This window comes from Hydrogenophaga sp. NFH-34 (assembly GCF_021401345.1).
GTDB lineage: Bacteria > Pseudomonadota > Gammaproteobacteria > Burkholderiales > Burkholderiaceae_C > Hydrogenophaga > Hydrogenophaga electricum.
This window is the reverse complement of record NZ_JACBGE010000013.1, coordinates 108,244-134,060: the sequence shown is the minus strand read 5'-3', so window position 1 is coordinate 134,060 and position 25,817 is coordinate 108,244. Positions and strand designations below refer to the sequence as shown.

Annotated in this window: 27 protein-coding genes; 20 read left to right on the top strand and 7 right to left on the bottom strand. The window is 62.5% G+C overall.

Annotated elements, in window-relative coordinates:
- The first annotated feature begins 2 nt into the window (after positions 1-2).
- From L0977_RS14240 to L0977_RS14230, 3 genes are read left to right on the top strand one after another with little or no spacing between them, the layout of a single operon-like run.
- A complete protein-coding gene (locus L0977_RS14240; RefSeq protein ID WP_234265506.1) occupies positions 3-1,145 on the top strand; it encodes an aromatic ring-hydroxylating oxygenase subunit alpha in 1,143 nt (380 codons plus the stop codon).
- A 35-nt stretch (positions 1,146-1,180) separates the two neighbouring features.
- Positions 1,181-1,501 carry a non-heme iron oxygenase ferredoxin subunit gene (locus tag L0977_RS14235; RefSeq protein WP_234265505.1) on the top strand — a complete coding sequence of 107 codons (321 nt, stop codon included), beginning with the start codon at positions 1,181-1,183 and terminating at the stop codon, positions 1,499-1,501.
- Positions 1,502-1,522: 21 nt separating this feature from the next.
- Positions 1,523-2,737: an NAD(P)/FAD-dependent oxidoreductase gene (locus L0977_RS14230; protein ID WP_234265504.1), complete on the top strand. Its 1,215-nt coding sequence runs from the start codon at positions 1,523-1,525 to the stop codon at positions 2,735-2,737.
- Between the two features lie 23 nt (positions 2,738-2,760).
- On the opposite strand, the gene L0977_RS14225 is transcribed toward L0977_RS14230, so the two are convergent.
- The gene (locus L0977_RS14225) at positions 2,761-3,540 is read right to left on the bottom strand and encodes an IclR family transcriptional regulator (RefSeq protein WP_056277424.1); all 780 of its coding nucleotides are present in this window, start codon (positions 3,538-3,540) and stop codon (positions 2,761-2,763) included.
- A gap of 150 nt (positions 3,541-3,690) precedes the next feature.
- Between L0977_RS14225 and L0977_RS14220 the strand changes: the two genes are divergently transcribed.
- The 4 genes from L0977_RS14220 to L0977_RS14205 are packed head-to-tail and all read left to right on the top strand — an operon-like array spanning position 3,691 to position 7,748.
- Positions 3,691-4,965, top strand: coding sequence for a Rieske 2Fe-2S domain-containing protein (locus tag L0977_RS14220; RefSeq protein WP_234265503.1), 1,275 nt, complete (start codon positions 3,691-3,693; stop codon positions 4,963-4,965).
- A 41-nt stretch (positions 4,966-5,006) separates the two neighbouring features.
- Positions 5,007-5,984, top strand: coding sequence for a Bug family tripartite tricarboxylate transporter substrate binding protein (locus L0977_RS14215; RefSeq protein WP_056277428.1), 978 nt, complete (start codon positions 5,007-5,009; stop codon positions 5,982-5,984).
- A gap of 6 nt (positions 5,985-5,990) precedes the next feature.
- Positions 5,991-6,770, top strand: coding sequence for an SDR family NAD(P)-dependent oxidoreductase (locus L0977_RS14210; protein WP_056277431.1), 780 nt, complete (start codon positions 5,991-5,993; stop codon positions 6,768-6,770).
- A gap of 3 nt (positions 6,771-6,773) precedes the next feature.
- Positions 6,774-7,748 carry a PDR/VanB family oxidoreductase gene (locus L0977_RS14205; RefSeq protein ID WP_234265502.1) on the top strand — a complete coding sequence of 325 codons (975 nt, stop codon included), beginning with the start codon at positions 6,774-6,776 and terminating at the stop codon, positions 7,746-7,748.
- 153 nt (positions 7,749-7,901) lie between these two features.
- On the opposite strand, the gene nadC is transcribed toward L0977_RS14205, so the two are convergent.
- The 4 genes from nadC to L0977_RS14185 are packed head-to-tail and all read right to left on the bottom strand — an operon-like array spanning position 7,902 to position 11,017.
- Positions 7,902-8,753 (bottom strand): carboxylating nicotinate-nucleotide diphosphorylase, encoded by an 852-nt coding sequence (nadC, locus tag L0977_RS14200; protein WP_234265501.1) that lies wholly within the window; start codon positions 8,751-8,753, stop codon positions 7,902-7,904.
- A gap of 22 nt (positions 8,754-8,775) precedes the next feature.
- Positions 8,776-9,231 (bottom strand): bacteriohemerythrin, encoded by a 456-nt coding sequence (locus L0977_RS14195; RefSeq protein ID WP_234265500.1) that lies wholly within the window; start codon positions 9,229-9,231, stop codon positions 8,776-8,778.
- Positions 9,232-9,290: 59 nt separating this feature from the next.
- Positions 9,291-10,025: a sulfite exporter TauE/SafE family protein gene (locus L0977_RS14190; RefSeq protein WP_234265499.1), complete on the bottom strand. Its 735-nt coding sequence runs from the start codon at positions 10,023-10,025 to the stop codon at positions 9,291-9,293.
- A gap of 20 nt (positions 10,026-10,045) precedes the next feature.
- Positions 10,046-11,017: a Bug family tripartite tricarboxylate transporter substrate binding protein gene (locus L0977_RS14185; RefSeq protein ID WP_234265498.1), complete on the bottom strand. Its 972-nt coding sequence runs from the start codon at positions 11,015-11,017 to the stop codon at positions 10,046-10,048.
- Between the two features lie 180 nt (positions 11,018-11,197).
- Here L0977_RS14185 and L0977_RS14180 point away from each other — a divergent pair, with 180 nt between their 5' ends.
- Genes L0977_RS14180 through L0977_RS14170 form a run of 3 tightly spaced genes read left to right on the top strand, consistent with a single transcriptional unit; the run spans position 11,198 to position 13,886 of the window.
- The gene (locus tag L0977_RS14180) at positions 11,198-12,160 is read left to right on the top strand and encodes a PDR/VanB family oxidoreductase (RefSeq protein ID WP_105749405.1); all 963 of its coding nucleotides are present in this window, start codon (positions 11,198-11,200) and stop codon (positions 12,158-12,160) included.
- A complete protein-coding gene (locus tag L0977_RS14175; RefSeq protein WP_056277453.1) occupies positions 12,160-13,362 on the top strand; it encodes a Gfo/Idh/MocA family protein in 1,203 nt (400 codons plus the stop codon). The genes L0977_RS14180 and L0977_RS14175 overlap by 1 nt, the downstream gene beginning before the upstream one ends.
- Before the next feature lie 8 nt (positions 13,363-13,370).
- Positions 13,371-13,886, top strand: a complete 516-nt coding sequence (locus L0977_RS14170; protein ID WP_056277456.1) for a MarR family winged helix-turn-helix transcriptional regulator — start codon at positions 13,371-13,373, stop codon at positions 13,884-13,886.
- A 48-nt stretch (positions 13,887-13,934) separates the two neighbouring features.
- On the opposite strand, the gene L0977_RS14165 is transcribed toward L0977_RS14170, so the two are convergent.
- Together L0977_RS14165 and L0977_RS14160 are read right to left on the bottom strand one after the other, a co-directional pair.
- Positions 13,935-14,924 carry a hypothetical protein gene (locus L0977_RS14165; RefSeq protein WP_056277459.1) on the bottom strand — a complete coding sequence of 330 codons (990 nt, stop codon included), beginning with the start codon at positions 14,922-14,924 and terminating at the stop codon, positions 13,935-13,937.
- Positions 14,924-16,255, bottom strand: a complete 1,332-nt coding sequence (locus L0977_RS14160; RefSeq protein WP_056277461.1) for a Rieske 2Fe-2S domain-containing protein — start codon at positions 16,253-16,255, stop codon at positions 14,924-14,926. The genes L0977_RS14165 and L0977_RS14160 overlap by 1 nt, the downstream gene beginning before the upstream one ends.
- Here L0977_RS14160 and L0977_RS25595 point away from each other — a divergent pair.
- From L0977_RS25595 to trbJ, 10 genes are all read left to right on the top strand, one after another.
- Complete coding sequence (locus L0977_RS25595; RefSeq protein ID WP_308330428.1) at positions 16,200-16,652, top strand: DUF2798 domain-containing protein; 453 nt, start codon at positions 16,200-16,202, stop codon at positions 16,650-16,652. The genes L0977_RS14160 and L0977_RS25595 overlap by 56 nt on opposite strands.
- Positions 16,653-16,907: 255 nt before the next feature.
- Positions 16,908-17,840, top strand: a complete 933-nt coding sequence (locus L0977_RS14150; RefSeq protein WP_234265497.1) for a LysR family transcriptional regulator — start codon at positions 16,908-16,910, stop codon at positions 17,838-17,840.
- Positions 17,837-18,106: an EexN family lipoprotein gene (locus tag L0977_RS14145; protein WP_056277470.1), complete on the top strand. Its 270-nt coding sequence runs from the start codon at positions 17,837-17,839 to the stop codon at positions 18,104-18,106. The genes L0977_RS14150 and L0977_RS14145 overlap by 4 nt, the downstream gene beginning before the upstream one ends.
- A gap of 244 nt (positions 18,107-18,350) precedes the next feature.
- Positions 18,351-20,372, top strand: coding sequence for a conjugal transfer protein TraG (locus L0977_RS14140; RefSeq protein WP_234265496.1), 2,022 nt, complete (start codon positions 18,351-18,353; stop codon positions 20,370-20,372).
- Positions 20,369-20,863: a CopG family transcriptional regulator gene (locus L0977_RS14135; protein ID WP_234265495.1), complete on the top strand. Its 495-nt coding sequence runs from the start codon at positions 20,369-20,371 to the stop codon at positions 20,861-20,863. Before L0977_RS14140 ends, L0977_RS14135 begins: the two co-directional genes overlap by 4 nt.
- Entirely contained in the window at positions 20,860-21,903 is a 1,044-nt protein-coding gene (gene trbB / locus L0977_RS14130; RefSeq protein ID WP_234265494.1) for a P-type conjugative transfer ATPase TrbB, read from the top strand. The genes L0977_RS14135 and trbB overlap by 4 nt, the downstream gene beginning before the upstream one ends.
- A 92-nt stretch (positions 21,904-21,995) precedes the next feature.
- Positions 21,996-22,304, top strand: a complete 309-nt coding sequence (locus L0977_RS14125) for a TrbC/VirB2 family protein (protein WP_442786637.1) — start codon at positions 21,996-21,998, stop codon at positions 22,302-22,304.
- Positions 22,301-22,585, top strand: coding sequence for a VirB3 family type IV secretion system protein (locus L0977_RS14120; protein ID WP_057597555.1), 285 nt, complete (start codon positions 22,301-22,303; stop codon positions 22,583-22,585). The genes L0977_RS14125 and L0977_RS14120 overlap by 4 nt, the downstream gene beginning before the upstream one ends.
- A gap of 10 nt (positions 22,586-22,595) precedes the next feature.
- Positions 22,596-25,043 carry a conjugal transfer protein TrbE gene (gene trbE, locus L0977_RS14115; protein WP_234265492.1) on the top strand — a complete coding sequence of 816 codons (2,448 nt, stop codon included), beginning with the start codon at positions 22,596-22,598 and terminating at the stop codon, positions 25,041-25,043.
- Positions 25,040-25,813 (top strand): P-type conjugative transfer protein TrbJ, encoded by a 774-nt coding sequence (gene trbJ / locus L0977_RS14110; protein WP_234265491.1) that lies wholly within the window; start codon positions 25,040-25,042, stop codon positions 25,811-25,813. The genes trbE and trbJ overlap by 4 nt, the downstream gene beginning before the upstream one ends.
- Positions 25,814-25,817: the final 4 nt, after the last annotated feature.

Genomic DNA, 25,817 nt, shown 5'->3' with positions numbered 1-25,817 from the left:
CCATGCAAGTCGCCGAGCAACAACTCCTGGACCTTCGTCCCAAATTCAAGGAAACCCGCAAGAAGCTGCTCAGCGCACGGCACCTGCCGGGCGAGGTGTACAGCTCGCCGGAAATCTACGACATGGAGAAGCAGCAGATCTTCATGACGTACTGGCTCTCCGTGGGGCGTGTCGAGGAGATACCCAACGTCGGCGACTACTACACCTTCCAGGTGATGAAGGAGTCGATCGTGGTGTCGCGCCCCGCGCCCGATCAGATCGTTGCCTACATGAACCAATGCCTGCACCGCGGGGTCGAAGTCGCGGTGGGCAGCGGCAACGCCAAGGAGTTCAGCTGCCCCTACCATGCGTGGCTGTACGACGTGGGCGGCAAGCTGGTGGTCGCGCCCGGCATGAAGGCCTCGGAGGTCGATCTTAAGAACTGCAGCCTGCGGCAACTGCACGTCAAGATCTGGCGCGGCTGGATCTTCGTGAATTTCAGCGACGAACCGATGTCCTTCGAGGACTACATCGCGCCCTTCGAGGAGCCGCTGTGGTGGTTCCAGACCGACCAGTGCAAGCTGGCGCAGAAGGTCGAGATCGACGTCAAGTGCAACTGGAAATTCCTGGTCGAGAACCTGATCGACATTTACCACGTGGGCGTCATTCACAAAGGGACGTTCGGTGGCTTCGTCAAGGGCGAGCAGGTCCGCTTCAACCTGCTGGAGAACGGCGGCTGGCATACCCAGTACGAAGCGCGCCCACACTCGAAGTCCGGCGACCAGGTCTTCCCGACGCTGCCCTGGGCACAAGACAAGCCCAGCGGCATCGCCTGCAAAGCGGGCATCTATCCCAACCTGAACCTGTCGATGCGTGCCGACAGCGTTCGCATGTGGCACATCTGGCCCATCTCGCCCACGGAAACCCGGGTCATCTGTTACCTGCTGTTTCCGCAAGCCGCTTTCTCGATCTCGAACTACGACGAAGAGATGGACAAGTACGTCGGCTTCGTGCGTCAGATCATCGCCGAGGACGCGGTGATGGTGGAGGGCATGCAGAACACCGCAGGCTCGAAGTTCTTCAAGCCCGGTCCGATGTCGCCGCTGGAGGAAGCGCTGTACCACATGGAAAACCACTATATCGACGCGATGACGTCGCAAGACTGAGGCAGCCGCCATGGGAACAACTGTGTGGAGACAGCATGCACGATGAATGGATCAATGTAGGCAGCGTTGCCGATGTCGACGAGGACGACACGCATTCGGTGGAGGTCGACGGCAAGCGGGTGTGCCTGTACAAGCTCGGTGGAGAAATCTATGCGACGGACGGTACGTGCACTCATGGCGAGGCGGATCTGTCGCTGGGCATGGTGGTTGACTCCTGTCTCATCGAGTGTCCCTTGCACGAGGGCACCTTCGACATCAGAAGCGGCCGCGCGGTGGACGCCCCTTGCACCGAGCCGCTGCATTGCTACCCGGTCAAGGTCGAGCAGGGGGTCATCTACCTGCGGCCCGTCCGCTGAACATCTGATCGGGAAACAGAGATGGATGTTGTCATCGTAGGAGCCGGCCAGGCCGGCGCTTGGGTCGCCCGGTCGCTGCGGCAGGGGGGGCACAAGGGAGGGATCACGCTGCTGGGCCGGGAGTTGCACGCGCCGTACGAGCGTCCTCCCCTGTCCAAGGGGGTGCTCAGCGGGACGGAGGCGCATCCGCCGGTGCTGCTTGACCCGCAACAGTGCGATGCCTTGGGAGTCGATTTCCGGCCGGGTGTCGAGGTGGTCGACATCGACCGCTCCCGCCACCAGGTCCGGTGCGCGGATGGCTCGGTGGTCCCCTACGGCAAGCTCGTGCTGGCCACCGGCGGGCGTCCCCGGCCGTTGTCGTGTCCTGGCGCGGACCTGCCCCATGTCCATGTCTTGCGAACGATCGAGGACTCCATGGCCATCGCCAGGCAGTTGGTGCCTGGCAAACGCTTGCTGGTCATTGGGGGTGGATGGATCGGGCTGGAGGTCGCGGCGACGGCGAGGGCGAAGCAGGTCGATGTCATGCTGCTGGAGGCGGGCTCCCGCCTGTGTGCGCGGTCGCTGCCGCCCCGGTTTTCAGAGTTTTTGCTTGAGAAGCACCAGCAAGAGGGTGTCGAGGTCCGCTTGTCGACAACGGTCTCGTCGATCACTGCCGGGCGTCAGCGCACTCTGGCCGTGCAACTGCCCGGCGGGGCGCAGGAGTTCGACGCGGTCGTGGTCGGGATCGGGCTGCTGCTCGATACCGGCCTGGCCGAGACCTGCGGGCTGGAGGTCCGGGACGGCATTGTCGTCGACCAGGCAGGAAGAACGTCCGACCCCGACATCTATGCGGTGGGCGATGTGGCCAACCAGCCCAGCACCTGGGCAGGCGGCCGCTTGCGCCTCGAATCGTGGGCCAACGCCCAGAATCAGGCGATCGCCGTAGGCAAGGCACTGGCCGGAGAAGACGTGGCCTATGACGAGATACCCTGGTTCTGGTCCGATCAGTACAACCTGAACATACAGGTGCTGGGGATACCGCTGAACGATGTGGAAGGCATTCAGCGCGGATCAGTGGAGTCGGGCCAGTTCTCCGTGTTCCAGTTCTCGGGCGAGCGATTGCACAGCGTGATCTCGGTCAATGCGCCGCGGGACATCAAGGTCGCCAAGCGCTGGCTCAAGCAGGGGACTTGTCCGTCTCCAGATGTGATCGCAGATCCATCGGTGCGCCTCGACAAGCTTGAGCGCGCAGCGTGAACCCTTGCGCCAATTGGCAGAGTTCAATCGGTTGTCGCGCCGGCTTTCGCTGAAAGCTCGCGCGAGGCGTCCAGCAGCAGCGCCACAATCTGCTGCACCCGCGCGTCGTCCAGACGGGCGCTGGGTCCGTAGACGACGAGCGACCCCATGACTTTGCCGCCTGCGGCGCGGAACGGCACCGCCATGGCCACGGCGCCCTTGATGAGTTCGTCGCGGCTGATGGCATAGCCCGCCTCGCGGATGCGGGCCAGCCCTTCGAGGTAGGCTGGCTGCTGATTGGGCGGCACCTTGCCATCGAGGTAGCTCGCCGCGTCCTTCACGAAAGCCAGAATCGCTCGCCCGCTCGCGCCCTGGATCACGCTCTCGCTGTGGCCCACGCCGCGCTTGAAACTCAGCGGCTGCGGGCTGGGCATCTCGGCCACACAGACCCGCTCCCGGCCGTGGTGCACCAGCAGCGCGACAGTCTCGCCGGTCTGCTCCCACAAACGCCGCATCATGGGCTGCGACAGTTCCGCCAGGTCCAGGCCGGAGGTCCAGACGTGGGCCAAGTGCGCCACCGAGGGACCGAGCTGGAAGCGCTGCGGCTCGCCCGAGGCCACGATGAAGCCGCGCAGCTCCAGCGTGCGCAGCAACCGGTAGAGCGTGGGCCGGCTCAGATCGATGCGCCGCAGCAACTCGCTCGCGCTCAACTGCCGGTCGCCCGCCCTGAAAGCCAACAGGATGTCCAGCGCGCGGTCCACCGCGCGCACCCCTTCCCCCGGCTTCTCCACCACCGGCCCGCGGTCCGCGCTGTCATCGCTCATGGTCGTCCCCACGTTGCTCCGTGTCTGTGATGGTTGATTGTACAAAATACGTCCATCAGATGGACAACATGTTCATTCTGTTTGACTTAAATCAAGCTCATCCAAATAATGGACATCCGTCTCATACAACGTACAACCTCTGGAGCCCACATGAACAAGGAAATGTCTGAAACGCTCACCCGCGTCGGTCCCGGCACGCGCATGGGTAAGTTGCTGCGCCGTTACTGGGTACCGGCACTGATGTCGAGCGAGATCGCCGAGCCGGACAGCCCGCAGGTGCGCGTGCAGCTGCTGGGTGAGAAGCTGCTCGCGTTCCGCAACTCCGACGGCCAAGCCTGCCTGATCAGCGAGTTCTGCTCCCACCGCGGCGTGTCGCTGTACTTCGGCCGCAATGAGGAAAACGGCATTCGCTGCGCCTATCACGGCGTCAAGTTCGATGGCATGGGTCAGTGCGTGGATGTGCCGTCATCGCCCCAGGCTTGCGCCCGGATGCACATCAAGGGCTACCCCTGCATTGAGCGCGGCGGCATCGTCTGGACCTACATGGGCCCGGCCGACCAGCAGCCTGCAGCGCCTGAGCTTGAGTGGTGCACGTTGCCGGCCGAGCACGTGTTCGTCTCCAAACGGGTGCAGTACTCGAACTATCTGCAGGCCATGGAAGGCGGCATCGACACCGCGCACGTATCCTACGTGCACAGCTTCGAGGTTGACGGCGACCCCATGCACCAGGGCGTCAAGGCGTTGGACTACATCAAGGCCGACGGCAACGTGAGCTTCGAGATCGAGAAGCAAACCTTCGGGCTGAGCCTGTTCGGCCGCCGCCTGGGCGAACCCGACTCCTATTACTGGCGCATCACGCAGTGGCTGTTCCCCTGGTTCACCCTGATCGCGCCCTTCGGCAAACACGCGCTGGGTGGACACGTGTGGGTGCCAATCGACGACCACAACTGCTGGGCCTGGAGCATCAACTGGCAGCCCGATCGCCCGCTCACGACTGAGGAGCGCTCCGCCATGGAGGCCGGCAAGGGCATCCATGTGGAATACGAAGCTCCTGACAGCTTCATTCCTAAGTACAACCGCGACAACGATTACGGCATGGACCGCCAGGCCCAGAAAGACAAGCGCTCCTACAGCGGAATCTTCGGTTTCGCGGCCCAGGACTACTCGTTGCAGGAGAGCATGGGCCCGATCCAGGACCACGAAGCGGAAATGCTGCTGCCCACCGACAAGGCCATCGTGATGGCGCGGCGCATGCTGCACGAGGCCGCGCTGGGCCTCGAAGAAGGCCAGACGCCGCCGGCGCTGGACGCAGGCGAACAGCACGTGCGACCGGCCGGCGTGCTCCTGCCCCGGGACCAGGACCCCGTCGAATGGGCACGCGAGAACCTGGCCGCAGCCATGAGCAAGCCGGTCTTCAGCCTTTGACGGCACGATCTTTCATTCCCATGACAACACGGAGACAACCCATGACATTCACCCGCAGGCTCCTCACCACCGCATTGGTCGCCGCAACGATTCCTTCCGCTTGGGCGCAGGGCACGCCCGACTGGCGCCCAAGCAAACCGGTGCGCATCGTCGTACCCATCGTCGGCAGCACCAACGACGTGTTGGCCCGCCTGGTCGCGCCCGAGCTGCACAAGGCATTTGGTCAGCCCTTCGTCGTGGAGAACAAACCCGGTGCGGGCGGCAACATCGGTGCGCTGGATGTCTCGCGTGCCGCGCCCGACGGCCACACCCTGCTGGTGGGCTACAACGGGCCACTGGCCATCAACGTCACGCTGTTCGACAAGATGCCCTATGACCCGACCAAGGACCTGGCACCCATCACGCTGGCGGTCAAGGCACCGCAGTACCTGGTGGCCACCCCATCGGCCGGGTTCACCAGCGTGCAGGATTTCATCGCCAAGGTCAAAGCCAATCCCGCTCGGTACTCCTACGGCTCCGTGGCCATGGGCAGCGCCTCGCACCTGACCATGGAGATGATGAAGTCGGCGGCCGATTTTCGGATGACGCATATCCCTTATCGAGGGGCCGGGCCTGCGCTTGCGGATCTGATCGCGGGCAATGTGCAGGCAGGCTTTTTCGTGCCGGGCAACGTGCAGGGGTTCGTCAAGGAGGGGCGTCTCAAGCTGCTGGCCTCGACCGGTCGACAGCGCTTTCCGAGCACGCCCGACATTCCCACGCTTTCGGAATCGGGTCTCAAAGACTTCGAAGCCACTTCATGGATCGGCTTCCTCGCGCCGCCGGCCACGCCACCAGAGATCATTGGTCGTTACCACGCGGAGATCGTCCGCATCCTGAAGTCGCCTGAGATTCAGAAGCGGCTGCACGAGATGGAGTTTGAAGTTGTTGCCACCACACCCCGCGAGTTCAGCGACTGGATCGGCACCGAGATCACGCGCTGGGGCAAGGTCATCAAGAGCACTGGCGCCAAGGTGGAGTGAACTGAGATGAGCACTTCCCGACTGGCGGGGCGCACCGCGCTGATCACTGGCGCTGGTGCCGGCATCGGTGCAGCCGCCGCCTCGATCTTCAGCCGCGAAGGCGCGGCCGTGCTGATGGTGGACGCGAATGCGCAGGCCCTTGAGCGCACGCGCGCCGCGATCGAGCAGGCACAGCCTGGCGCGCGGCTGGCTTGCGTCGCGGCCGACGTGGCCGACGAGGCGGCCGCGCACGCGGCGGTAACGCAATGCGCCACGCTTTGGGGCGGACTGGACATCTTGGTCAATAACGCGGCCATGCGCAACTACAGCGCCGCCGCCGATGCCACGCCCGACGAATGGCAGGCCATGGTCGGCGTCAACCTGGTGGGCATGTCCAACTACTGCCGCGCGGCGCTGCCGGCGCTGAGGCGCTCGGGTGTCGGCAGCATCGTCAACGTGTCCTCATGCTACGCGGTCACCGGCCGCAAGGGCATGGCGCTGTACGATGCAACGAAGGCTGCGCAGTTGGCCTATACGCGCACGCTGGCCTTCGAGGAGGCACCGCACGGTGTCCGCGCCAATGCCGTCTGCCCGGGCTCGACGCTGACCGACTTCCACCTCGGCCGCGCGAACCATGCTGGCAAGAGCGTCGAACAGCTCAAGAACGAACGCAAGGACACCTCGCTGGTTGGCCGCTGGGCCGACCCCGCCGAGATCGCCTGGCCCATCCTCTGGCTCGCATCCGGCGAGGCCTCATTCATCACCGGCACCACGCTGATGGTCGATGGCGGCCTGCACATCATGTAAGCCATGGTCACAAAAACTCTGCAGGCGCTCGTCTTCCAGATGCGCCACGAAGCCCCGGGTATCGTCGGTGTCGAACTGCGCCCGGTGCCGCCTGCCGCCGCGTTCCCCGCCGTCGAGGCCGGCGCGCACATCGACCTGCACTTGGGCAACGGCCTGGTGCGCAGCTACTCCCTGGTCAATCCGGGCGAGACCCATCGCTATGCTGTGGCGGTGCTCAACGACCGCCACAGCCGAGGCGGCTCACGCTTCGTACACGAGCAGCTTCGCGTGGGCCAGACCATCGCTATCGGTGCGCCGCGCAACCACTTCCGGCTGGACGAGGCCGCGCCACGCAGCGTGCTGCTGGCCGGGGGCATTGGCATCACACCGGTCTACGCCATGCTGCGGCGCCTCGCAGCGCTCGGGCGCGAGGCGCAGCTCGTCTATTGCGCGCGAAGCCGCTCTGAGGCGGCCTTCCTGGCCGAGATCGAAGCGCTGGTTGAGACTCACGACTCCCGACTTTCTCTGAGATGTCATTTCGACAACGAGCAAGGTGGCCCACCTGACCTCGAACGCCTGCTCGCCGACCATCCGCCGGGCACCCACTTCTATTGCTGCGGCCCCGGCCCCATGCTCGATGCCTATGAACGCGCCTGCGAGCGCTTGGGCCAGCAGAACGTACACCTGGAACGCTTTGCCGCCACCCCGACGACCGCACCCGCGATTCCCGCCAGCGGCTACACCGTGGAACTGCGCAGAAGCGGCCGAACGGTCCAGGTGCCGCCCGGTGTGACCCTGCTCGACGCACTCATTGAGGCGGGCCTCAGCCCCGACCACAGCTGCCGCGAGGGCGTGTGTGGCGCCTGCGAGACCAAGGTCATCTCGGGCGATATCGATCACCGCGACCAACTGCTGTCCAAGCAGGAGCGCGCGGCCAACAAATCCATGATGATCTGCGTCTCTTCCTGCCGCTCGGGCTGCCTTGTACTTGATGCTTGACGTCAGTACTTCGGTCAGAGCCATCACTCAGTCGCGGCCGACAATGAACCGCTCCGGGAATGAACTGTCCCCCTAGTACTTGGACGGTCTGGCTTTTAAGCGGACTTCAACGTTATCCCAGGACAACCCCCGATTTTCGAAAACCTGAGCTCACTATTGCTCAACGGGTTTGTCTTGGAAACGCATGGAAAAATCCACGGCCTTGACATCCTTGATCAGCGCTCCGACAGAGATTCGGTCCACACCCGTTTCGGCATACGTCCGAAGGTTTTCAAAGGTGACCCCGCCAGATATCTCTAGACTGCATCGCCCTTTGGCCAACTTCACAGAGGCTCTGATGTCTTCAAGAGACATGTTGTCCAGCAATACCATCTTTACGCCAGCGTCGAGGGCCTCCTCGAGTTGCCGAAGGGTTTCGACTTCTACTTGAATGAACGAGACAAGAGACTCGACCTTGAGCGCAGCATTGAACGCAGCAGTCAGTCCTCCAGCCGCAGCGATGTGATTCTCTTTGATCAAGATCGCATCGAAAAGCCCTATGCGGTGGTTCACTCCGCCTCCGCATCGCACGGCATATTTTTGTGCAGTCCGCAATCCAGGTATCGTTTTTCTGGTGTCCAGAATGCTAGCGGCAGTACCCTCCACCGCTTTGACATACTGAGCCGTCTTGGTCGCAACGGCACTGAGTGTTTGCAGCCAGTTCAAACATGTTCGCTCAGCGGTCAGTAACTCTCGAGCCAGGCCTTGGATCTCAACGACTTTTTGACCAGGTTCACACCGTTCACCGTCATTGAGAAACCAGTGAATCTGGGCTGCAGGAGCGGATTGACGAAACACCTCGTCGACCCAGAGACGACCACAGATGACGGCTGATTCCCTGCAGATGATGGTGGCAACTGCCCTACGATCCGCTGGGATGAGCGCCGCTGTCAAGTCTCCCGTGCCCACATCCTCTTCTAGTGTGCGTTGGACATCCGCGTGGACTTGTTCGTCAAAGGTCTTCATGTGAAAAAGTGTTGGATATGTTTTAGGTTTGCTCAGGAGCAGACTCGTTGCTCCTGATGTTACGACGCAGAACCACAGGCTTCCCGCCAAGTGAGCGTTTGCACATCCAGTGCGCCAAGGCTGAGTCGAGGTAGTCCGCATGACCAGGAAACCAGGTGGCCAGCTCGCTACCCAGTCGGCGGCACACAGCCACGTTGCCGCTGGCCAGTTGTTGCCGGACCTCATAGATGCTTTTCAACACGGCGGCGTGTTCGTTGATGTGACACTCGCTGGCAGGAAAGTCGGTTTCGCGCATCCAGCGGTTTTCCATCTCGAAATGCTCTTCACAGTGCCGGGCAAGCGTGTTGAGTACGCCCTCCAGGTCGACTTCTTCTGCCCGTTGAAGCGCCGCCACACAGTCGACGAACTCCCGGTGTACCAAATCCATGGGTGTGAACCCAAGAAGGTAGCCATCATCCCAACTGATTGCTGAATTCATTGGTCACGTTACTCATAAAAAGGAAACAGTTCTCCCCAGCTCTAAGTGGTCAGATGTGGTTACTTGGTGATGAGCAACACGGAGAGCACGGTCAGCAGCCCCAGCAGCAGACGTCGAAACACGGTTTCACTGAGCCGATGACGAAGCAATCTTCCGATTCGAAGGCCGACGAACATGGGAATCAGGGCGAGGCAGGAAAGAGCGACCTCCTCCCAACCAAAGCGGCCATACCACATCATGGTCCCATACATAGGAACAGAGCCCAGAAGATAGATGATGCTGATGGACCTGATGAACTCGTCTTTGTGCAACTTGAGTGCCAAAAGATAGGCAATGAGAATGGGGCCGGTCAATGTCGAGACGCCAGCCATTGCGCCTGCGACCCCGCCAACCAGTGGCCCCATCCACCGCTCCTGACCGGGATTCACCCGAAAAGTTGCTCCAATGGCCATCATCCCTACGGCGATCATCACCACGACTGCCAACAGAACATTGAAGCCCTGCACGGACAGGTTCCTCGTCAAATGAATAGCGGCAAGCGTCGCGACGAACTGGCAGACCATCAAACCACCAAAACGCCGCAGTCCTTCATTCAGCCTCTTGCCTTCAACAGCCTGCCACAGGTTCGAAAGCAGGACCGGCATGACGAGCAGCCCCATCGCCTTTGGTGCTGGGAGAAGAAGCGACAACAAGGGGAGCACTACAAGCGGCAACCCTACTCCCAGTGCCCCCTTGACCAGCCCCCCCAGCACGACGGCTCCAAAACAGGCGAGCCAAAGTGCGACGAGGGGCATACCAGCCCCATCGGCATACATTACTCAGCCTTGAGTTCCGCGTGTTTACCTGCTTTTGCCATCGCTTGATTCTCTTGCTCGATGACTTTCCGATAGACCTCACCACCAGCACCAACAGGTTCGATACCGGCTCCCTGGAACTTCTCGATGACATCTGGCAATTTCACAACTTGTGCGATCTCATCAGCCACCTTTTTGGAGATCTCAGGTGGAGTCCCCGTTCGTGCCAGCACGCCAACGGAGACTGAAAAGTCAAACCCCGGGATGGTTTCTGCAATCGAAGGGGTATCGGAAGCAGAAGCTGAACGCTTGGGTGCGTTGCTGGCCAACACAATGACCTGACCACTTTTTACGAAACCCACCATGGACGGCAAAGCGGCAAACAAGAAGTCCACTTGTCCCCCAACCAGCGCCGGAACCGACTGACTCGATCCACGGAATGGAACGTGGACCATGGAAAGTCCAAGCTCCGACTTCAAAGCTTCCATTGTGAGGTGGTGCGTGCTTCCAATCCCCGAAGACCCATAGGTGAACGCTCCAGGCTCCTTCTTGGCGCGAGCCACAAACTCCTGAAAGGTCTTGACTCCACTTTTGGGGTGCGCCACCAAGAACAAAGGCGAGCGGGCAATCAGCGACACAGCCTGCAGATCCTGTCCGACAGCGTACTTGGCCGCCTTGTTGATCTGCGGAGTAATGGACAGCATGGAGCCATCGGAAACAATGAAGCTATACCCGTCGGACGGCAGCGCAGCGAGTGTTTGTACCGACACGACGCCGTTACCCCCGGGCTTGTTTTCCACCACAAAGCCCTGCTTCATCCGCTCCGATAGCTTTTGCGCGATGACCCGCGCCACGGTGTCAGGCAAGCCGCCAGGAGCATAGGGCACGATGAACTTGACCGGGCGGTTGGGGAAGTCACTCGTCTGCGCTTGCGAAAGACTGGACGCAAGGATGGTCGTCACAGCCAAGGCAGCAAAAAAACGTCGTTTCATGGATTGTCTCCGTTGGTAGGGTTGAAGCGGATCAGCAAGCACTTCTGCCTTGCCCCCGGAAAGAGCATGTGCGACAGTGCTTGTTTTTTTCTTAGATAACTAAGATAATCAATTTTTCCCTCTTGTTTGACCTTTGTCAAGAGTGGATACCACCATGTTTTCTAAGCAAGATCACAGACCATGACTACAGACGAGACAATGCGCCCCCTCTTGGTGACCCACAAGGAGTTCATCGCTACAGACACCGTTCTTTTCGAACTGAAATCCCCTGACTCTTTGCCTCTGGCCCGCTTCACGGCGGGAGCGCACATTGCTGTACGGGTTCCCAATGGGGCGATGCGCCACTACTCTCTGTGCAGTAACCCCGATGAGGCAGACCACTATCAGCTCGCGGTCAAACGAGAAGCGGACGGCCGGGGGGGATCGCAGAGTCTGGTCGATGAGGTGAACGTGGGGGATACGCTCATGGCCGGCACCCCAAGCAATTTGTTCGGGCTGAGCGACAAGGCGAAGAGTTTCATCCTCGTAGCGGGCGGCATAGGCATTACGCCGATGCGCGCCATGATCCATTCACTGCGAGCGGAAGGCTTGCGCAGTTTCAAGCTCTACTACCTGACTCGCACACCTGAGTCAGCCGCCTTTCTGAACGAGCTGCGCTCGCCTGAACTTGCCAGCAGTGTGGTTGTCCATCACACCCACGGCGATCCCGCAAAGACATTCGACTTGTGGTCCGTTTTCGAGAAACCTCAGGCGGGTGTGCATGTCTACTGCTGTGGCCCCAAGCGTTTGATGGATGAGGTCAAGGACATGACCGGGCACTGGCCCAGCAGTGCGGTGCATTTCGAGAGCTTCGGTGCGGATACGAAACCCCACGCAGACGACAAACCATTCGAGGTCGAGTTGGCCAAAGCTGGCAAGACGCTACTGGTACTGGCCAACCGCAGTATCCTGGACGCGTTACGAGACCATGGCATCAGGGTGCCGAGTTCGTGTGAGAGCGGAACATGCGGCTCATGCAAAGTCCGGTTGCTCAAGGGTGAGGCGGATCACCGAGATCTGGCATTGCTCCCGGAAGAGCAGGAAGATCACATCATGGTTTGCGTCTCCAGAGCGAAGTCCGACACGCTTGTCCTCGACCTGTGATGGCAACGATGCAACCGATCAAGCTTGGCGTCCTAGGACTTGGACGCGCATTTACGTTGATGATTCCAACCCTCAGCAAAGACCCCCGCATCGATCTGGTCGCTTGCTTCGATACCAATGCAGGTGCTTCAGCGGCTTTTTCGAAAGCGTTCGGTGGTGTCGCGCACACCTCTGCAGACGCACTCTGCGCTGACCCGAACGTCGAATGGATCTATGTCGCAACGCCTCACCAGTTGCACGAAGAACATGTACGTCTTGCTGCCAAGCATGGGAAACACGCGCTCGTCGAAAAGCCCATGGCGTTGTCGCTTTCGGAATGCGAGCGCATGCGGGAGACCTGCGAACAAGCAGGCACACAGCTGATCGTGGGTCACAGCCACAGTTTCAATGCCCCAGTGTTGCGCGCGCGCTCAATCATTGAGTCGGGGCGGTTTGGTCGTGTCCGCATGATTCAAGCCATGAACTTCACCGACTTCCTCTACCGGCCAAGACGTCCGGAAGAACTGGATACAACGAAAGGGGGTGGTGTTGTCTTCAGCCAGGCGGCACACCAGATCGATATCGTTCGATTGCTTGCCGGAGGAGAGGTCGCTTCCGTCTACGCTAGAACCGGGGGGTGGGACCGGCAGCGCCCCACCGAGGGAGCGTACACCGCCATTCTGAACTTTCGTTCCGGCGCCTTTGCCAGCGTGACCTACAACGGGTACGGTTTCTTTGACACCGACCCGTGGATGGGCGGCGTCGGCGAGATGGGGTGGCCAAAGAACACCGACACCCACCGACTCACCCGAGAAAAGTACCTGAGTACACAAGACGAAATTGCCGAAGCCCGTCGGAAAGCCAACCGGAATTTTGGTGGACCGGACTACGTACCAGATCTTAGAGGCGCACCTACCGCCTTTCAACACTTCGGGCCTGTCATCGCCTGCTGCGAACAGGCAGACCTCCGTTTGACGCCCTATGGCGTAGAAATTCACGACGTCCATGGCGTACACCTTGATGCGCTGCCACCGCAGGCGGTTCAACGTTCAGAGGTCGTGGACGAAATGTGGTCAGTGGCCAGGGAAGGTGCAGCGCCTACCCATTCTGGCGCCTGGTCCATGGCAACGATGGAAGTGTGTCTGGCGATCCTCGAATCGAGCAAGAAAGGAGGCGCTATCATTTTGGAGCACCAAGCCGCAGTACCCGCCATTCGGCGTTGACGCTCCCAATGACCAGCAAATCCATAGAAACACAAAGCCTTCTTCATCACTGGCGAGAATCGGTCCCCAACGATCGTCTCGCCCATCTAGTCCGTGATGTTGCGCGGGCTCAGATGCGTGCGCTTCAGTATCGTCTATCACCCTTCGGCGTGTCATTTGGACACTGGACGTTCCTCCGAATCCTTTGGATTCGCGACGGACTGACCCAGAAGGAGCTGAGCGATCTGGCGGGCGTGATGGAGCCGACGACCTTCTCGGCCGTGAAAGCCATGGAGCGAATGGGTTTCATTGAACGCAGGCACCTTCCCGGCAACAAGAAGAACATGCACGTTTACTTGACCGATGCTGGGCGCTCACTTGAACATGTACTTGTGCCCTTGGCGGAAGAGGTCAACGAGATCAGTGCCGATGGACTTCCCGATCGCACGCTTTCTTTGGTGAGGAATGCGTTGGTGAGGATGATTGAAAACTTGGCACATGAAGAAGAAACCCGCGCCACTCTAGTGGGCGACGCGGGCGACTGAAGCGCAGTAGGTCACCAATCTTCGGTTGCTTGCATGGGCAAGAGCGCCTCAGATGCTGTAACTCTCGTAGGTAGACGGGTGAAAGAGCTCATCCAAACCCACTTTTCTGCACGACAAGCCTTGCGCATGGTGGTGATGCAAGAACGCTTCAATCGTCTTTCGATTGGGCTCCACCCCGTATGACCAGAAGTCGTTTCCAAGCGTTTCACGTGCCGCCTTGAGCTGTTCTTCCACAAACGGCAGCGTTACCTTGGTGGCAGAGGTATCCGCCAGGAGCTCCAAGGCCTTCGCCTTGGATTCACCAAAGGCCTTGAAAACGGCTGCCGGCAACCAGCGGTTCTGCTCTGCGAGCTCTTTGCGAATGCCCACCACGTGCATGATGGGAAAGATGCCTGTCCGCCGGTAGTAGTCCTTTGCCACCGTAGTCGGATCATCGAACAGCCAAGCCACATTTGGGTTACTCAACGCCGCTCCGCTGGGTGGTCGTGGTGCGATAAAAGCATCGATCTCACCTTTGTCGAGCAGGTCGGAGATGGTATGCCCTGCCGGAGCGGCCTCAATGGTCACGCCCGGAGGAAGATCCAGTTTGATCTTCTCCGGACGTCCGGGCGTGTCGATTCCGCCTCTGACCCAGGTCACGTCCTCGGGATTCACGCCATAGTCGTCCTGCAAGATCGACCGTGCCCAAACCACCGCAGTCAGTTGATACTCCGGCACGCCAATACGGCAGCCCTTGAGGTCTTCAGGCTTTTTGATGCGGTCCTTCCGAACATAGATAGAGGTATGCCGGAAGGCGCGTGACAGAAAAACCGGCACGGCGATATAAGGGCTCTCGCCTTTGGCGTGCTTGACCAGGTAGCTGGAAAAGGAGAGCTCGGTAATGTCGAAATCCCGGCTCCGCATGGCCCGAAAAAACATCTCCTCGGGATTCAGCAACATGTACACCGGGTCGCATCCATCGATCTGGACACGCCCGTCGTACAGAGCACGGTTTCGGTCGTAGTCGCCCATGGCGACCGATATGTGCAGCTTTGACATCAAGCGTTCGCCCCCTCTGTCACCACGTAGGAGCGATCCATCTCTGGACTGTCCTGACCTTCAAGCCATACGTAGCTCACTTCATGGGTACGCCAGTCGACTGTCTTGGGAATGACGCCCTGGAACGAACACACTTCTTTCGGGATGCGCTTCTCTCCGGTTCCGATGGCCTCGCCTGTCGCCTGGAAAGCTTGAACAGCGTCCACCATCTGTTTGCGAAACTCGACGATGGCCATGTCGCTGGCACCCAGCCGGTCGTGGCTTCGATCGGCGATTTTCCCCATGGTGATCCACATGGCCATATCCTGATTCGGAATGCCGGAGATGCCCGTGAAGTTTCCGCTCTTCATCGCCTGACGGTCTTGCCAGTAGCGATTTTCGTAGTTGCGCAGCGGACGGTATTGCTCATCCAGGTCCACCCCCACGGTCTGGCCCAGGAACTTGCGCCAGGTCGCCGTCTCCGGGGTCTGCGACGGATGACCCCAACCAATGAAGTAGAAGCAGGTATTGGTGTCATCCACCGGCACATTCACGTTCGCCACGTTGTACAAGTTGTTGGGCGGGATCAGCACCGTCCATGGCGCAACGAAAACCGTCGTACGCACATAGTCGTGCGTCTGCGCGTTGAAGATCGGCCGTCGCACCGCAGCGTAACGGAATCCGAAGCTGGCGCGCTGCACTTGCATCCGCGGCGCTTTGTCGGTCGAGGGGCGCAACCAGTTTTTGTCCGTGGCTTTGGCACCATCGACACGCGCAGGGACCATGTCCGAGCTGTGCAGACTCGAGCTGTGGGCAGAGTCAATCGCACCTTCAAGGATCTGAGCCCAGTTCACAGGAATGATCACCTTGGCAACGCTCACACGCGTGTCCGCCGTGGGCGCCCAACGGGGAGGCTCGAACTCCGGCATGGTCTCAGCCGCCCCCATGTAGGCCCAGACGAAACCACCCCACTCCTTGGTCGGATAGGCCTTGTGCTTGACCTTCTCCAGCATGCCACTGGCCTCGGGCTCGGAAGACATTTCCGTTACGTTGCCGCTCACATCCATCTTCCATCCGTGATAGAGACAGCGAAGACCACCCTCTTCGTTGCGGCCAAACACGAGCGATGCCCTGCGGTGAGGACAGTATTCATCCATCACACCAACTTCGCCGTCCGTGTTTCGGAAAACCACGAGATCTTCTCCGAGGATGCGGGCTTTGACGGGTGTCCCATCTGGCTCGGAGACCTCTTCGATTAGACAGATAGGAACCCAATGCCGGCGCATCAGTTGCCCCATGGGTGCACCGTTTTCAACACGGCACAGCAGATCGTTTTCTTCATGCGTAATCATGGAAATCTCCTGTAAGGATGGGAAAGTGCAAGGAGGCACTGCGTTGAAGTATACTTCGATATCTAAGTATTTTTTCAAGGGTTATCCCTTACCACTGCCTCTGCCAGTCTCTTTGTCTCAGCAACCACCTAGGGCGAAGGCCCTCTACAGCATGAGAAAGCTTCCTTACAAATTCAGTTCGCTCGCGTTTGCGTTCTACATGGCAACCATCATTGCCTTCATGATGTGTCTGCTCCTAACGGCCATCAACACCGGAGTTGACACCCAGTTCATTCAACGGGTACTGAGTACCTACGTAATCGCCATGCCAGTGGCCTTCGCATGCGTCGTCTTGGTACGTCCGCTGGTCCTCTATCTCGTCTCAAAGACCGTGGCCACGAACGCAGGTGACACATGAAATGACTTCGGCATCATCTGAGCACTGTCCAATTCAGACGCGGTCACGATCAGAAAGGACAGCCATCAACCGTGATGACTGCGCATTCAGTCCCGTTGTAGTGCGCTCAGCTTGGCCCAAGGACGCCAAGAACGCGAACTTCCGCGAGGCTACTGCGTACTCAAACCAGACGTGTTTGATGTAGTCCTCTGGTGGGCCACATCACTGTCGGAGCAACAGGCATTTGAGAAAAAATGAAAACATTCAGGGAAAACAATGGAACTGAGGCACCTTCGGTGCTTCTTGGCGGTCGCTCAGGAACTGCATTTCGCCAGAGCCGCCGAGAAGCTTCACATTGAGCAATCGCCACTTTCGAGAGCGATCAAGGAACTGGAAGGAGAGCTGGGTGTCCGCCTCTTCGACCGCAACACGCGCAGCACGCGTCTGACCCGTGCGGGTCAGGTCTTCATGGATCACGTGCCGCGCGTGTTCGTAGCGCTGACCCAGGCGCGCGACAGTGTTCGGGCCGTGTCGGCCGGGTATCAAGGGCAGCTACGCATCGCCTTGTCCGAAGGCATCTCGCAGGCCCGCTTCACAGCATTGCTATCGTGTTGCCGTGAGGAAGAACCAGATACGGAGATCCGGCTTTACGAGGTTCCGCTGTCACAGCAGATCAGAGGCCTCGAAGCCGACTTGTACGACGCCGGGTTCTCCCACTCATCGGAAGTTGGTGAAACACTCCTTGCCATACCAGTGTGGAACGATCCGATGGTCGTGGCCGTGCCTGCGCGCCACCCCTTGTTGGCTCACAAGACGCTGCCTCTGGATGAAGTGCTGCGCTATCCGCTGGTGCTTTGCGACCCCGAGGTGTGCGAGGGCTGCAGCCGCCAGATGGCACGCGTGCTGCGCGCAACGGATCGCGAACCCATCGTAGCCGAGAAGGTCACCAGCCAAGAGCTGATGGTGACCCTGGTAGCAGCAGGCTACGGTCTGGGCTTCTCGACCGAGGCTCATGTTTCGACCTGCGGCCATCCGGAGATCGTCACAAGGCCGCTGGCTGGCCGCACACCGATGTTGACCACCTACCTGATCCACCGCATCGGCACCCCGTCTGAGACCTTGCGACGTTTCGTGGAAAGAGCCCGTGTCGCTGCGCCCGGTCGGGCGACTGACGACGCGTTGGACAGATTGCCAGGGAGTAGCACATGAGAAAGCTTCAAAACTTGACCGCAACCTTGGTGGTCGCCGCCGCAGCTTTGCTGCTGTCGGCCTGCGGCAAGCCGCAGCCCACCGATTCGCTGGAATCGTTGATGGCCGATCCAGAACGGTTGAAGCTGCTGCGAGAGCAGTGCAAGACCGAGCGCACCAAGCTGGGCGACGAACTTTGCGACCGCGTGGCCGAGGCCACGAAACGGCGATTTTTCGGGGACGGCAAGGTGCCGTACAACCCACCTAAGGAATCGCCCAAGTTCTGAACTTGCGCTCGTCGCCACACTCGGTGACGCGTATTTCGTGCATAGGCGCTGTACTACTTGCAGCGCGGCAAGGGGCCCTGACACGCGGCGGCACGCTGCCACTTGCATTCTTGCAGGCCGAGCTGCGAGCCTGCCGATTTCGGACTTTGACCCACCGATAGCCAGCCTTGATCCTCATGCGTGCGACACAGCTTCGTGCCGCGCGAACGGCCCCGTATGGCGGGCCACTGGATCGGAGGTCAAGGTGCAGGCTCAAGGCGCAAGCCACCAGGGGGTTCTCTACGGTCAAATCGCGGCGGTGCTGGGCGTCGTCGTGGTGGGCGTGTGGGGAGCGACCCAGTGGACCGCTGCGGCGCTGGGCCATCAGGCACGCCTGGGCACTCCGTGGTTCGAGGTCTTCGGCTCGCCGGTCTACCACCCCTGGCGTCTGTTCGAATGGTGGTTCTTCTTCGACGCCTACGCACCCGATGTCTTCGACGTGGGCGGCGCGATAGCAGGCGGCAGCGGCCTGGCCTCAGTGGGCGTAGCGGTGGGCATGTCGGTCTGGCGCTCGCGGCAGTCGCGGCTGGTCACCACCTACGGAACCGCTCGCTGGGCCACAGCAGATGACGTGCGGCATGCGGGCCTGCAACGCCCCAGCGGGGTGTTCCTTGGACAACATGGCTCGCAGTACCTGCGCCACGACGGGCCCGAACACGTGCTGGCATTCGCGCCCACACGTTCGGGCAAGGGCGTCGGCCTGGTGGTGCCCACGCTGCTGTCCTGGCCCGGCTCGGCCGTGGTCCACGACATCAAGGGCGAGAACTGGCAGTTGACGGCCGGATGGCGCTCGCGTTTCTCGCACTGCCTGCTGTTCAACCCCACCGATGCGCTCTCGGCCGCCTACAACCCGCTGCTGGAGGTGCGGCGCGGCGTACACGAGGTGCGCGACGTGCAGAACATCGCCGACATCCTGGTGGACCCGGAGGGCGCGCTGGAGCGGCGCAACCACTGGGAGAAGACTTCGCACGCGCTGCTGGTGGGGGCCATCCTGCACGTGCTCTATGCGGGCGAGGACAAGACGCTGCGTGGCGTGGCCAATTTCCTGTCCGATCCGGCCTGCCCTTTCGAGGTGACGCTGCACCGGATGATGACGACGCCTCACCTGGCGAACGAGCAAGGCGGCGGCCCGCACCCCGTGGTCGCATCCGCCGCGCGCGAAGTGCTCAACAAGAGCGAGAACGAGCGCTCGGGTGTGCTCTCCACCGCGATGAGCTTCCTGGGTCTGTACCGCGACCCGACGGTGGCGGAAGTCACCTCGCGCTGCGACTGGCGCATTGCTGACCTGATCTCGACCGCACACCCCGTGTCGCTGTACCTGGTGGTGCCGCCCTCCGACATCAGCCGCACCAAGCCGTTGATCCGGTTGATCCTGAATCAGGTGGGACGGCGGCTGACCGAGTCACTGGACGGATCGGACGGCATCGCGCGACGGCACAAGCTGCTGCTGATGCTCGACGAGTTCCCGGCGCTGGGCCGGCTGGACTTCTTCGAGACCGCGCTGGCCTTCATGGCGGGCTACGGCATCCGCAGCTTCCTGATCGCGCAGAGCCTGAACCAGATCGACAAGGCCTACGGCCAGAACCACTCGATCCTGGACAACTGCCACGTGCGGGTGACCTTCGCCACCAACGACGAACGCACCGCCAAGCGCATTTCCGAGACGCTGGGCACGGCCACCGAGCTGCGCGCCCAGCGCAACTACGCCGGCCACCGGCTGGCACCCTGGCTGGGTCACCTGATGGTCTCGCGCCAGGAGACGGCGCGCCCACTGCTCACCCCCGGTGAAGTGATGCAGTTGCCGCCCGACGAAGCGGTGGTGATGGTCTCCAGCGTGCCGCCGGTCAAGGCACGCAAGCTGCGCTACTACGCCGACGCGAACTTCAAGCGCCGCGTGTTGCCGCCGCCCGTGTTGACGAAGGGGCCCTACCCCGATGCGCCGCCGGTGCGGGCGGACGACTGGCGCGAGCTGGTGGTGCCGATGGGGACCACTGCACCCAACCCCGCGTTCACGGACGGCGTGGTTGTCGATGAAGGCGGTCCCCGCCTGCAGCCGGAGCTGACGGCGATGACCACGCCGCAACACGAGCTCGACGCCCTGACCAATGACCTGGCGCTGCTCGATGACGACGACGCGCCCCTGCCCCTCCCCCGCCAACTCGACCCGGCCCTGCAGCGCGCGGCGCGCCTGGCCGCACTCGACCCCAACGACGGCATCACGCTATGAGCCAGTACCGCCTGAACCTGTTCATTACGCCCGAACATGCGCGCCGCCTGGAAGAAGTGGCGGCCAAGAAAGGAGTATCCAAGTCGTCCATCGTCGCGGCGGCACTGGCCTCCTGGCTGTCGCCGGACTCGGGCGATCATCGGGAGGCCGCCATCGCCAGGCGGCTGGACCGCCTCTCGCGCCAGTTCGAGCGGCTGGAGCGCGACCAGAACATCGAGATCGAGACCCTGGCTCTGTTCATCCGCTACTACCTCACGGTGAGCACGCCAGTACCTGAAGGCCACCAGGATGCGGCCCGCGCACAGGGCAAGGCGCGCTTCGAACAGTTCGTCGAACAACTGGGCCGCCACCTGCTGCGCGGTCGCAGCCTGGTGCGCAACGTGATCGAGGAACTGCATCCGCAGGAGCAAGGCCTGAATCGGCAACTGGACGAGGCCGCAGACATGGGCCACGCGAGTCCGACGCCGCCCGAAGAAGGCCCAACCCCATGACGGCCCCGTCACCCAGCCCCGAGAAGACCACGCTCGACCGCCGTGTCCGCATGCTGCGCACGGCCATGGGGCCAATGATCGCGGCCGCGCTCGAAGACCCGGACGTGGTGGAAGTGCTGCTCAACCCTGATGGCACGCTCTGGATCGACCGGCTTTCGACCGGAAGGGCACCGACTGGCGTGACGCTGTCGGCGGCCGATGGCGAACGCATCATTCGCTTGGTGGCGGCCCACGTGGGTGCCGAGGTCCACCGGGGCCAGCCGCTGCTCACCGCCGAGCTGCCCGAGACAGGTGAACGCTTCGAAGGTGTGTTGCCGCCTGCCGCACCGGGGCCGGCCTTCGCGCTGCGCAAGCGCGCCGTGGGCGTGATTCCGCTGGACCGCTACGTGGCCGACGGAATGATGACCGCACAGCAGGCCAGCTTCCTGCGTCGGGCCGTGCACGAGCGGCAGAACATCCTGATCGCGGGCGGCACCAGCACGGGCAAGACCACGCTGGCCAACGCGCTGCTGGCCGAGATCGCCGCCACCGGCGACAGGGTGCTGGTGCTCGAAGACACGATCGAACTGCAGTGCGCTGCGCGCGACCACGTGCCGCTGCGCACACGCGCGGGTGCCGTCTCGATGACCGAGCTGGTGCGCGCCACGATGCGGCTGCGGCCCGACCGCGTGGTGGTGGGCGAGGTACGCGGTGGCGAAGCGCTGGACCTGGTCAAGGTCTGGGGCACCGGCCACCCTGGCGGCATCGCCACCATTCATGCCGGCTCCGCACTCGGTGCGTTGCTGCGGGTGGAGCAACTGATCCTGGAGGTCGCGGTGAATCCACCGCGCGCCCTGATCGCCGAGGCGATCAACGTGGTGGTCTACATCGCCGGTCGCGGACGCAAGCGCCGCATCGAGACGATTGCCCACGTCACCGGACACGACAGCACAGGCTACCACCTGGTGTCGGTGAACGAGCCATTGCCTGAACTGCCAACGCCCTCCCCGCCCTCAGCGGCGGACTCCCCTTCCTCAACCCCACCCGGAGATCTTTCATGACCCCTTCGACCGCCCTGCGCTCCTTTGCCCAACCGTTCACCCGCCTGCTGGTGTCCTCGCGGGTCGCCTGCCTACACCGCTTGAACCGGCTGATGCAGCCCGCCCGCCAGAGGCTGCTCACCGCCGCTGTCATGCTGAGCCTGGCCGGCACGGCCAAGGCGGCCGGCTCCAGCATGCCCTGGGAAGGACCATTGCAATCCATCCTGGACTCGATCCAGGGTCCGGTGGCCCGCATCGTGGCCGTGATCATCATCATTGCCACCGGCCTGGCCCTGGCCTTCGGTGACACCTCGGGCGGCTTTCGGAAGCTGATCCAGATCGTCTTCGGCCTGTCGATCGCCTTCGCGGCCTCGTCTTTCTTCCTGAGCTTCTTCAGCTTCTCGGGCGGGGCACTGGTATGAGCGGCGGTGCCGAGCACGCTACCTCCCTGGCCAGCGGCTTCGAGATTCCGCTGCACCGCTCGCTGACCGAGCCCATCCTGATGGGCGGGGCGCCGCGCACGGTGGCCATCGCCAACGGCACGCTGGCCGCCGCCGTGGGCCTGGGCCTGCAGCTGTGGATTCCTGGCGCCGTGTTGTGGATCGTGGGGCATTCGCTGGCGGTCTGGGGTGCGCGGGCCGATCCGCAGTTCATGGCGGTGTTTGCCCGACACCTGAAGCACAAGCCTCTCCTGGACGTGTGAGGACGACGCCATGCTCAACCTCTCCGAGTACCGGCAACGCCCCGCCCTGCTGGCCGACTGGCTGCCCTGGGCCGGGTTGGTGGCGCCCGGCGTGGTGCTGAACAAGGACGGCTCGTTCCAGCGCACCGCGCGCTTCCGGGGCCCTGACCTGGACAGCGCCACGCAGGGCGAGCTGGTGGCCACCACCGCGCGCCTGAACAACGCGTTGCGCCGCTTGGGGTCGGGCTGGGCGCTATATGTGGACGCCGAGCGCCGGCCGGCGGCCGACTACCCGCGTTCGTCTTTTCCGGAAGTGCTGTCGTGGCTAGTGGACGAAGAGAGGCGCGCCGCTTTCGAAGAATCGGCCAGCCACTTCGAAAGTCGCTACCACTTCACGCTGCAGTACCTGCCGCCCGAGGAATCGCGCGCACGGGCCGCCAACCTGCTTTACGAAAACCGCTCCACCACCGGTGTGGACTGGCGCGAGCGGCTGAGTGCCTTCATCGCCGAGACCGACCGGGTGCTCGACCTGCTCGACGGAGTGATGCCCGAGATCGCCTGGCTGCAGGATGCCGACACCTTGAGCTACCTGCATGCCACTGTGTCACCGCGCGCCTACCCGGTGGCCATGCCCGAGGTGCCGTTTCACCTCGATGCGCTGCTGGCCGATGCCCCGCTGCTCGGCGGCCTGGCTCCGATGCTGGGGGATGCGCACCTGCGCGTGACCACGGTACGGGGGTTTCCCACGTCCACCTGGCCCGGCGTGCTGGACGACCTGAACCGGCTGGGCTTCGGGTACCGCTGGTCCACGCGCTTCCTGTGCATGGACAAGGCCGAGGCCGAGAAGGAGCTGGGCCGCCTGCGCCGGCAGTGGTTTGCCAAGCGCAAGAACGTGATCGCCCTGTTGCGCGAGACGCTGTTCCAGCAGGAGTCGCCGCTGGTGGACACCGACGCCGGCAACAAGGCGGCCGATGCCGACGCGGCCCTGCAGGAGCTGGGCAGCGACCACGTGGCCTTCGGATACGTGACCGCCACGGTCACGGTGCTTGATGCCGACGCGACCGCTGCCGACGAGAAGCTGCGCATGGCCGAGCGCGTGATCCAGGGGCGCGGCTTCGTCACCATCCCGGAGACGCTGAACGCGGTGGAAGCCTGGCTGTCGTCGATCCCGGGCAACGCTTATGCCAACGTGCGCCAGCCCATCGTCTCGACGCTGAACCTGGCGCACCTGATGCCGGTGTCGGCGGTGTGGGCAGGACCGGAGCGCAACCGACACCTGGACGGTCCGCCGCTGGTCGTGACCCGCACCGAAGGCTTCACGCCGTTCCGGCTGGTGACCCACGTGGGCGACGTGGGCCACACCCTGGTGGTGGGACCGACGGGCATGGGCAAGTCGGTGCTGCTGGCACTGCTGGCCCTGCAGTTCCGGCGCTACCCCGGTTCGCGCATCCTCGCGTTCGACATGGGCCGTTCGATGCGTGCCACGGTGCTGGGCCTGGGCGGCGAGCACTACGACCTGGGCAGCGATGGCGACATCGCATTCCAGCCGCTGGCCGGCATCGACCAGGAGGGCTACCGCAGCTGGGCTGCCGAGTGGGTCGAAGGCCGATTGGTGCACGAAGGCGTGGCCGTGGGGCCAGACGAGAAGGCCGCGATCTGGTCGGCGCTGGGCAGCCTGGCCGGCGCGCCGCGCGAGCAGCGCACGCTCACCGGTCTGTCGGTGCTGCTGCAGTCCAACGCGCTGCGCCAGGCGCTTGCTCCCTACGTGCTGGGCGGCGCGCACGGCAAGCTGCTGGACGCCGACCACGACCGCCTGGGCACGGCAGACGTGCAGTGCTTCGAGATGGAAGAGCTGATGGGCAGCCGTTCCGCGGTGATGGCCGTGCTGGGCTACCTGTTCGCACGCTTCGAGGCGCGCTTCGATGGTGCCCCCACCCTGCTGATGCTGGACGAGTCCTGGCTGTTCCTGGACGACCCTGTGTTCGCGGCGCGCATCCGCCAGTGGCTCAAGACGCTGCGCAAGAAGAACGTGTCGGTGCTGTTCGCCACACAGAGCCTGGCCGACATCCAGGGATCAAGCATCGCGCCGGCCATCGTGGAGAGCTGCGCGAGCCGCATCTTCCTGCCCAACCCGCAGGCCACCGAACCCCAGGTGCGCTCGATCTACGAGGCCTTCGGCCTGAACTGCCGGCAGATCGAGATTGTGGCCACCGCCGTGCCCAAGCGCGACTACTACTACCAGTCGCGATTGGGCAACCGCCTGTTCGACCTGGACCTCGGACCCGTGGCCCTGGCCTTCGCCGGCGCATCCACACCGCAGGACCAGCGGCTGATCGACGAGGTACTGGCTTCAAACCCACCCGAGGGCTTCGCGCCGGCCTGGCTGCGCCGCCGTGGCCTGGACTGGGCAGCCGATCTCTTTCACCAACACCCCCACCACCAACCCGGGCATGCCCGACCTTCAGGAGAAACGCCATGAGCTTTCAGTTCCCCACCCGCCCCCTCAAGACCCGCCTGACAGCGCTGGCCACCGCCGCAACGCTGACCCTGGGCATCACGCAGCCCGCGCACGCACTGTTCGGCGTGGGCGACATCGTGCTGGACCCGGTCAACCTGGTGCAGAACACCATGACCGCCGCGCGCACGCTGGAGCAGATCAACAACCAGATCCGCCAGCTGCAGAACGAGGCGCAGATGCTGATCAACCAGGCGCGCAACCTGGCGAGCCTGCCGTTCAACGTGGTCAACCGCCTGCGCTCGACGCTGGACACGACGCGGCAATTGATCACGCAGGCCCAGGGCCTGGCCTACCAGGTGTCGAACCTCGACGCCGAGTTCGCCCGCCTTTACCCCGAGCAGTACGCCGCCACCGTGAGCGGTAACCAGATGTTCCAGGACGCTCGCCAGCGCTGGAAGAACACGCTCAACGGCCTGCAGACCGCCATGCAGATGCAGGCCCAGGTGTCGCAAAACCTGAGCCAGGACGAAGGGATGCTGGCTGACCTGGTCAGCCAGAGCCAGTCGGCCACCGGCGCACTGCAGGCAATGCAGGCCACCAACCAGCTGCTGGCCCTGCAGGCCAAGCAGTCCATCCAGTCGCAGCAGCTGATGCTGACGCAGGACCGGGCGGCCTCGCTGGAGCTGGCCCGGCAGGCTGCGGCCATCGAACGTGGTCGCGAGGTGACGCGCCGCTTCATCGGCAGCGGCACGGGCTACACGCCGCAGGGTGTGAGCTTCTACGGCCACTGAACCA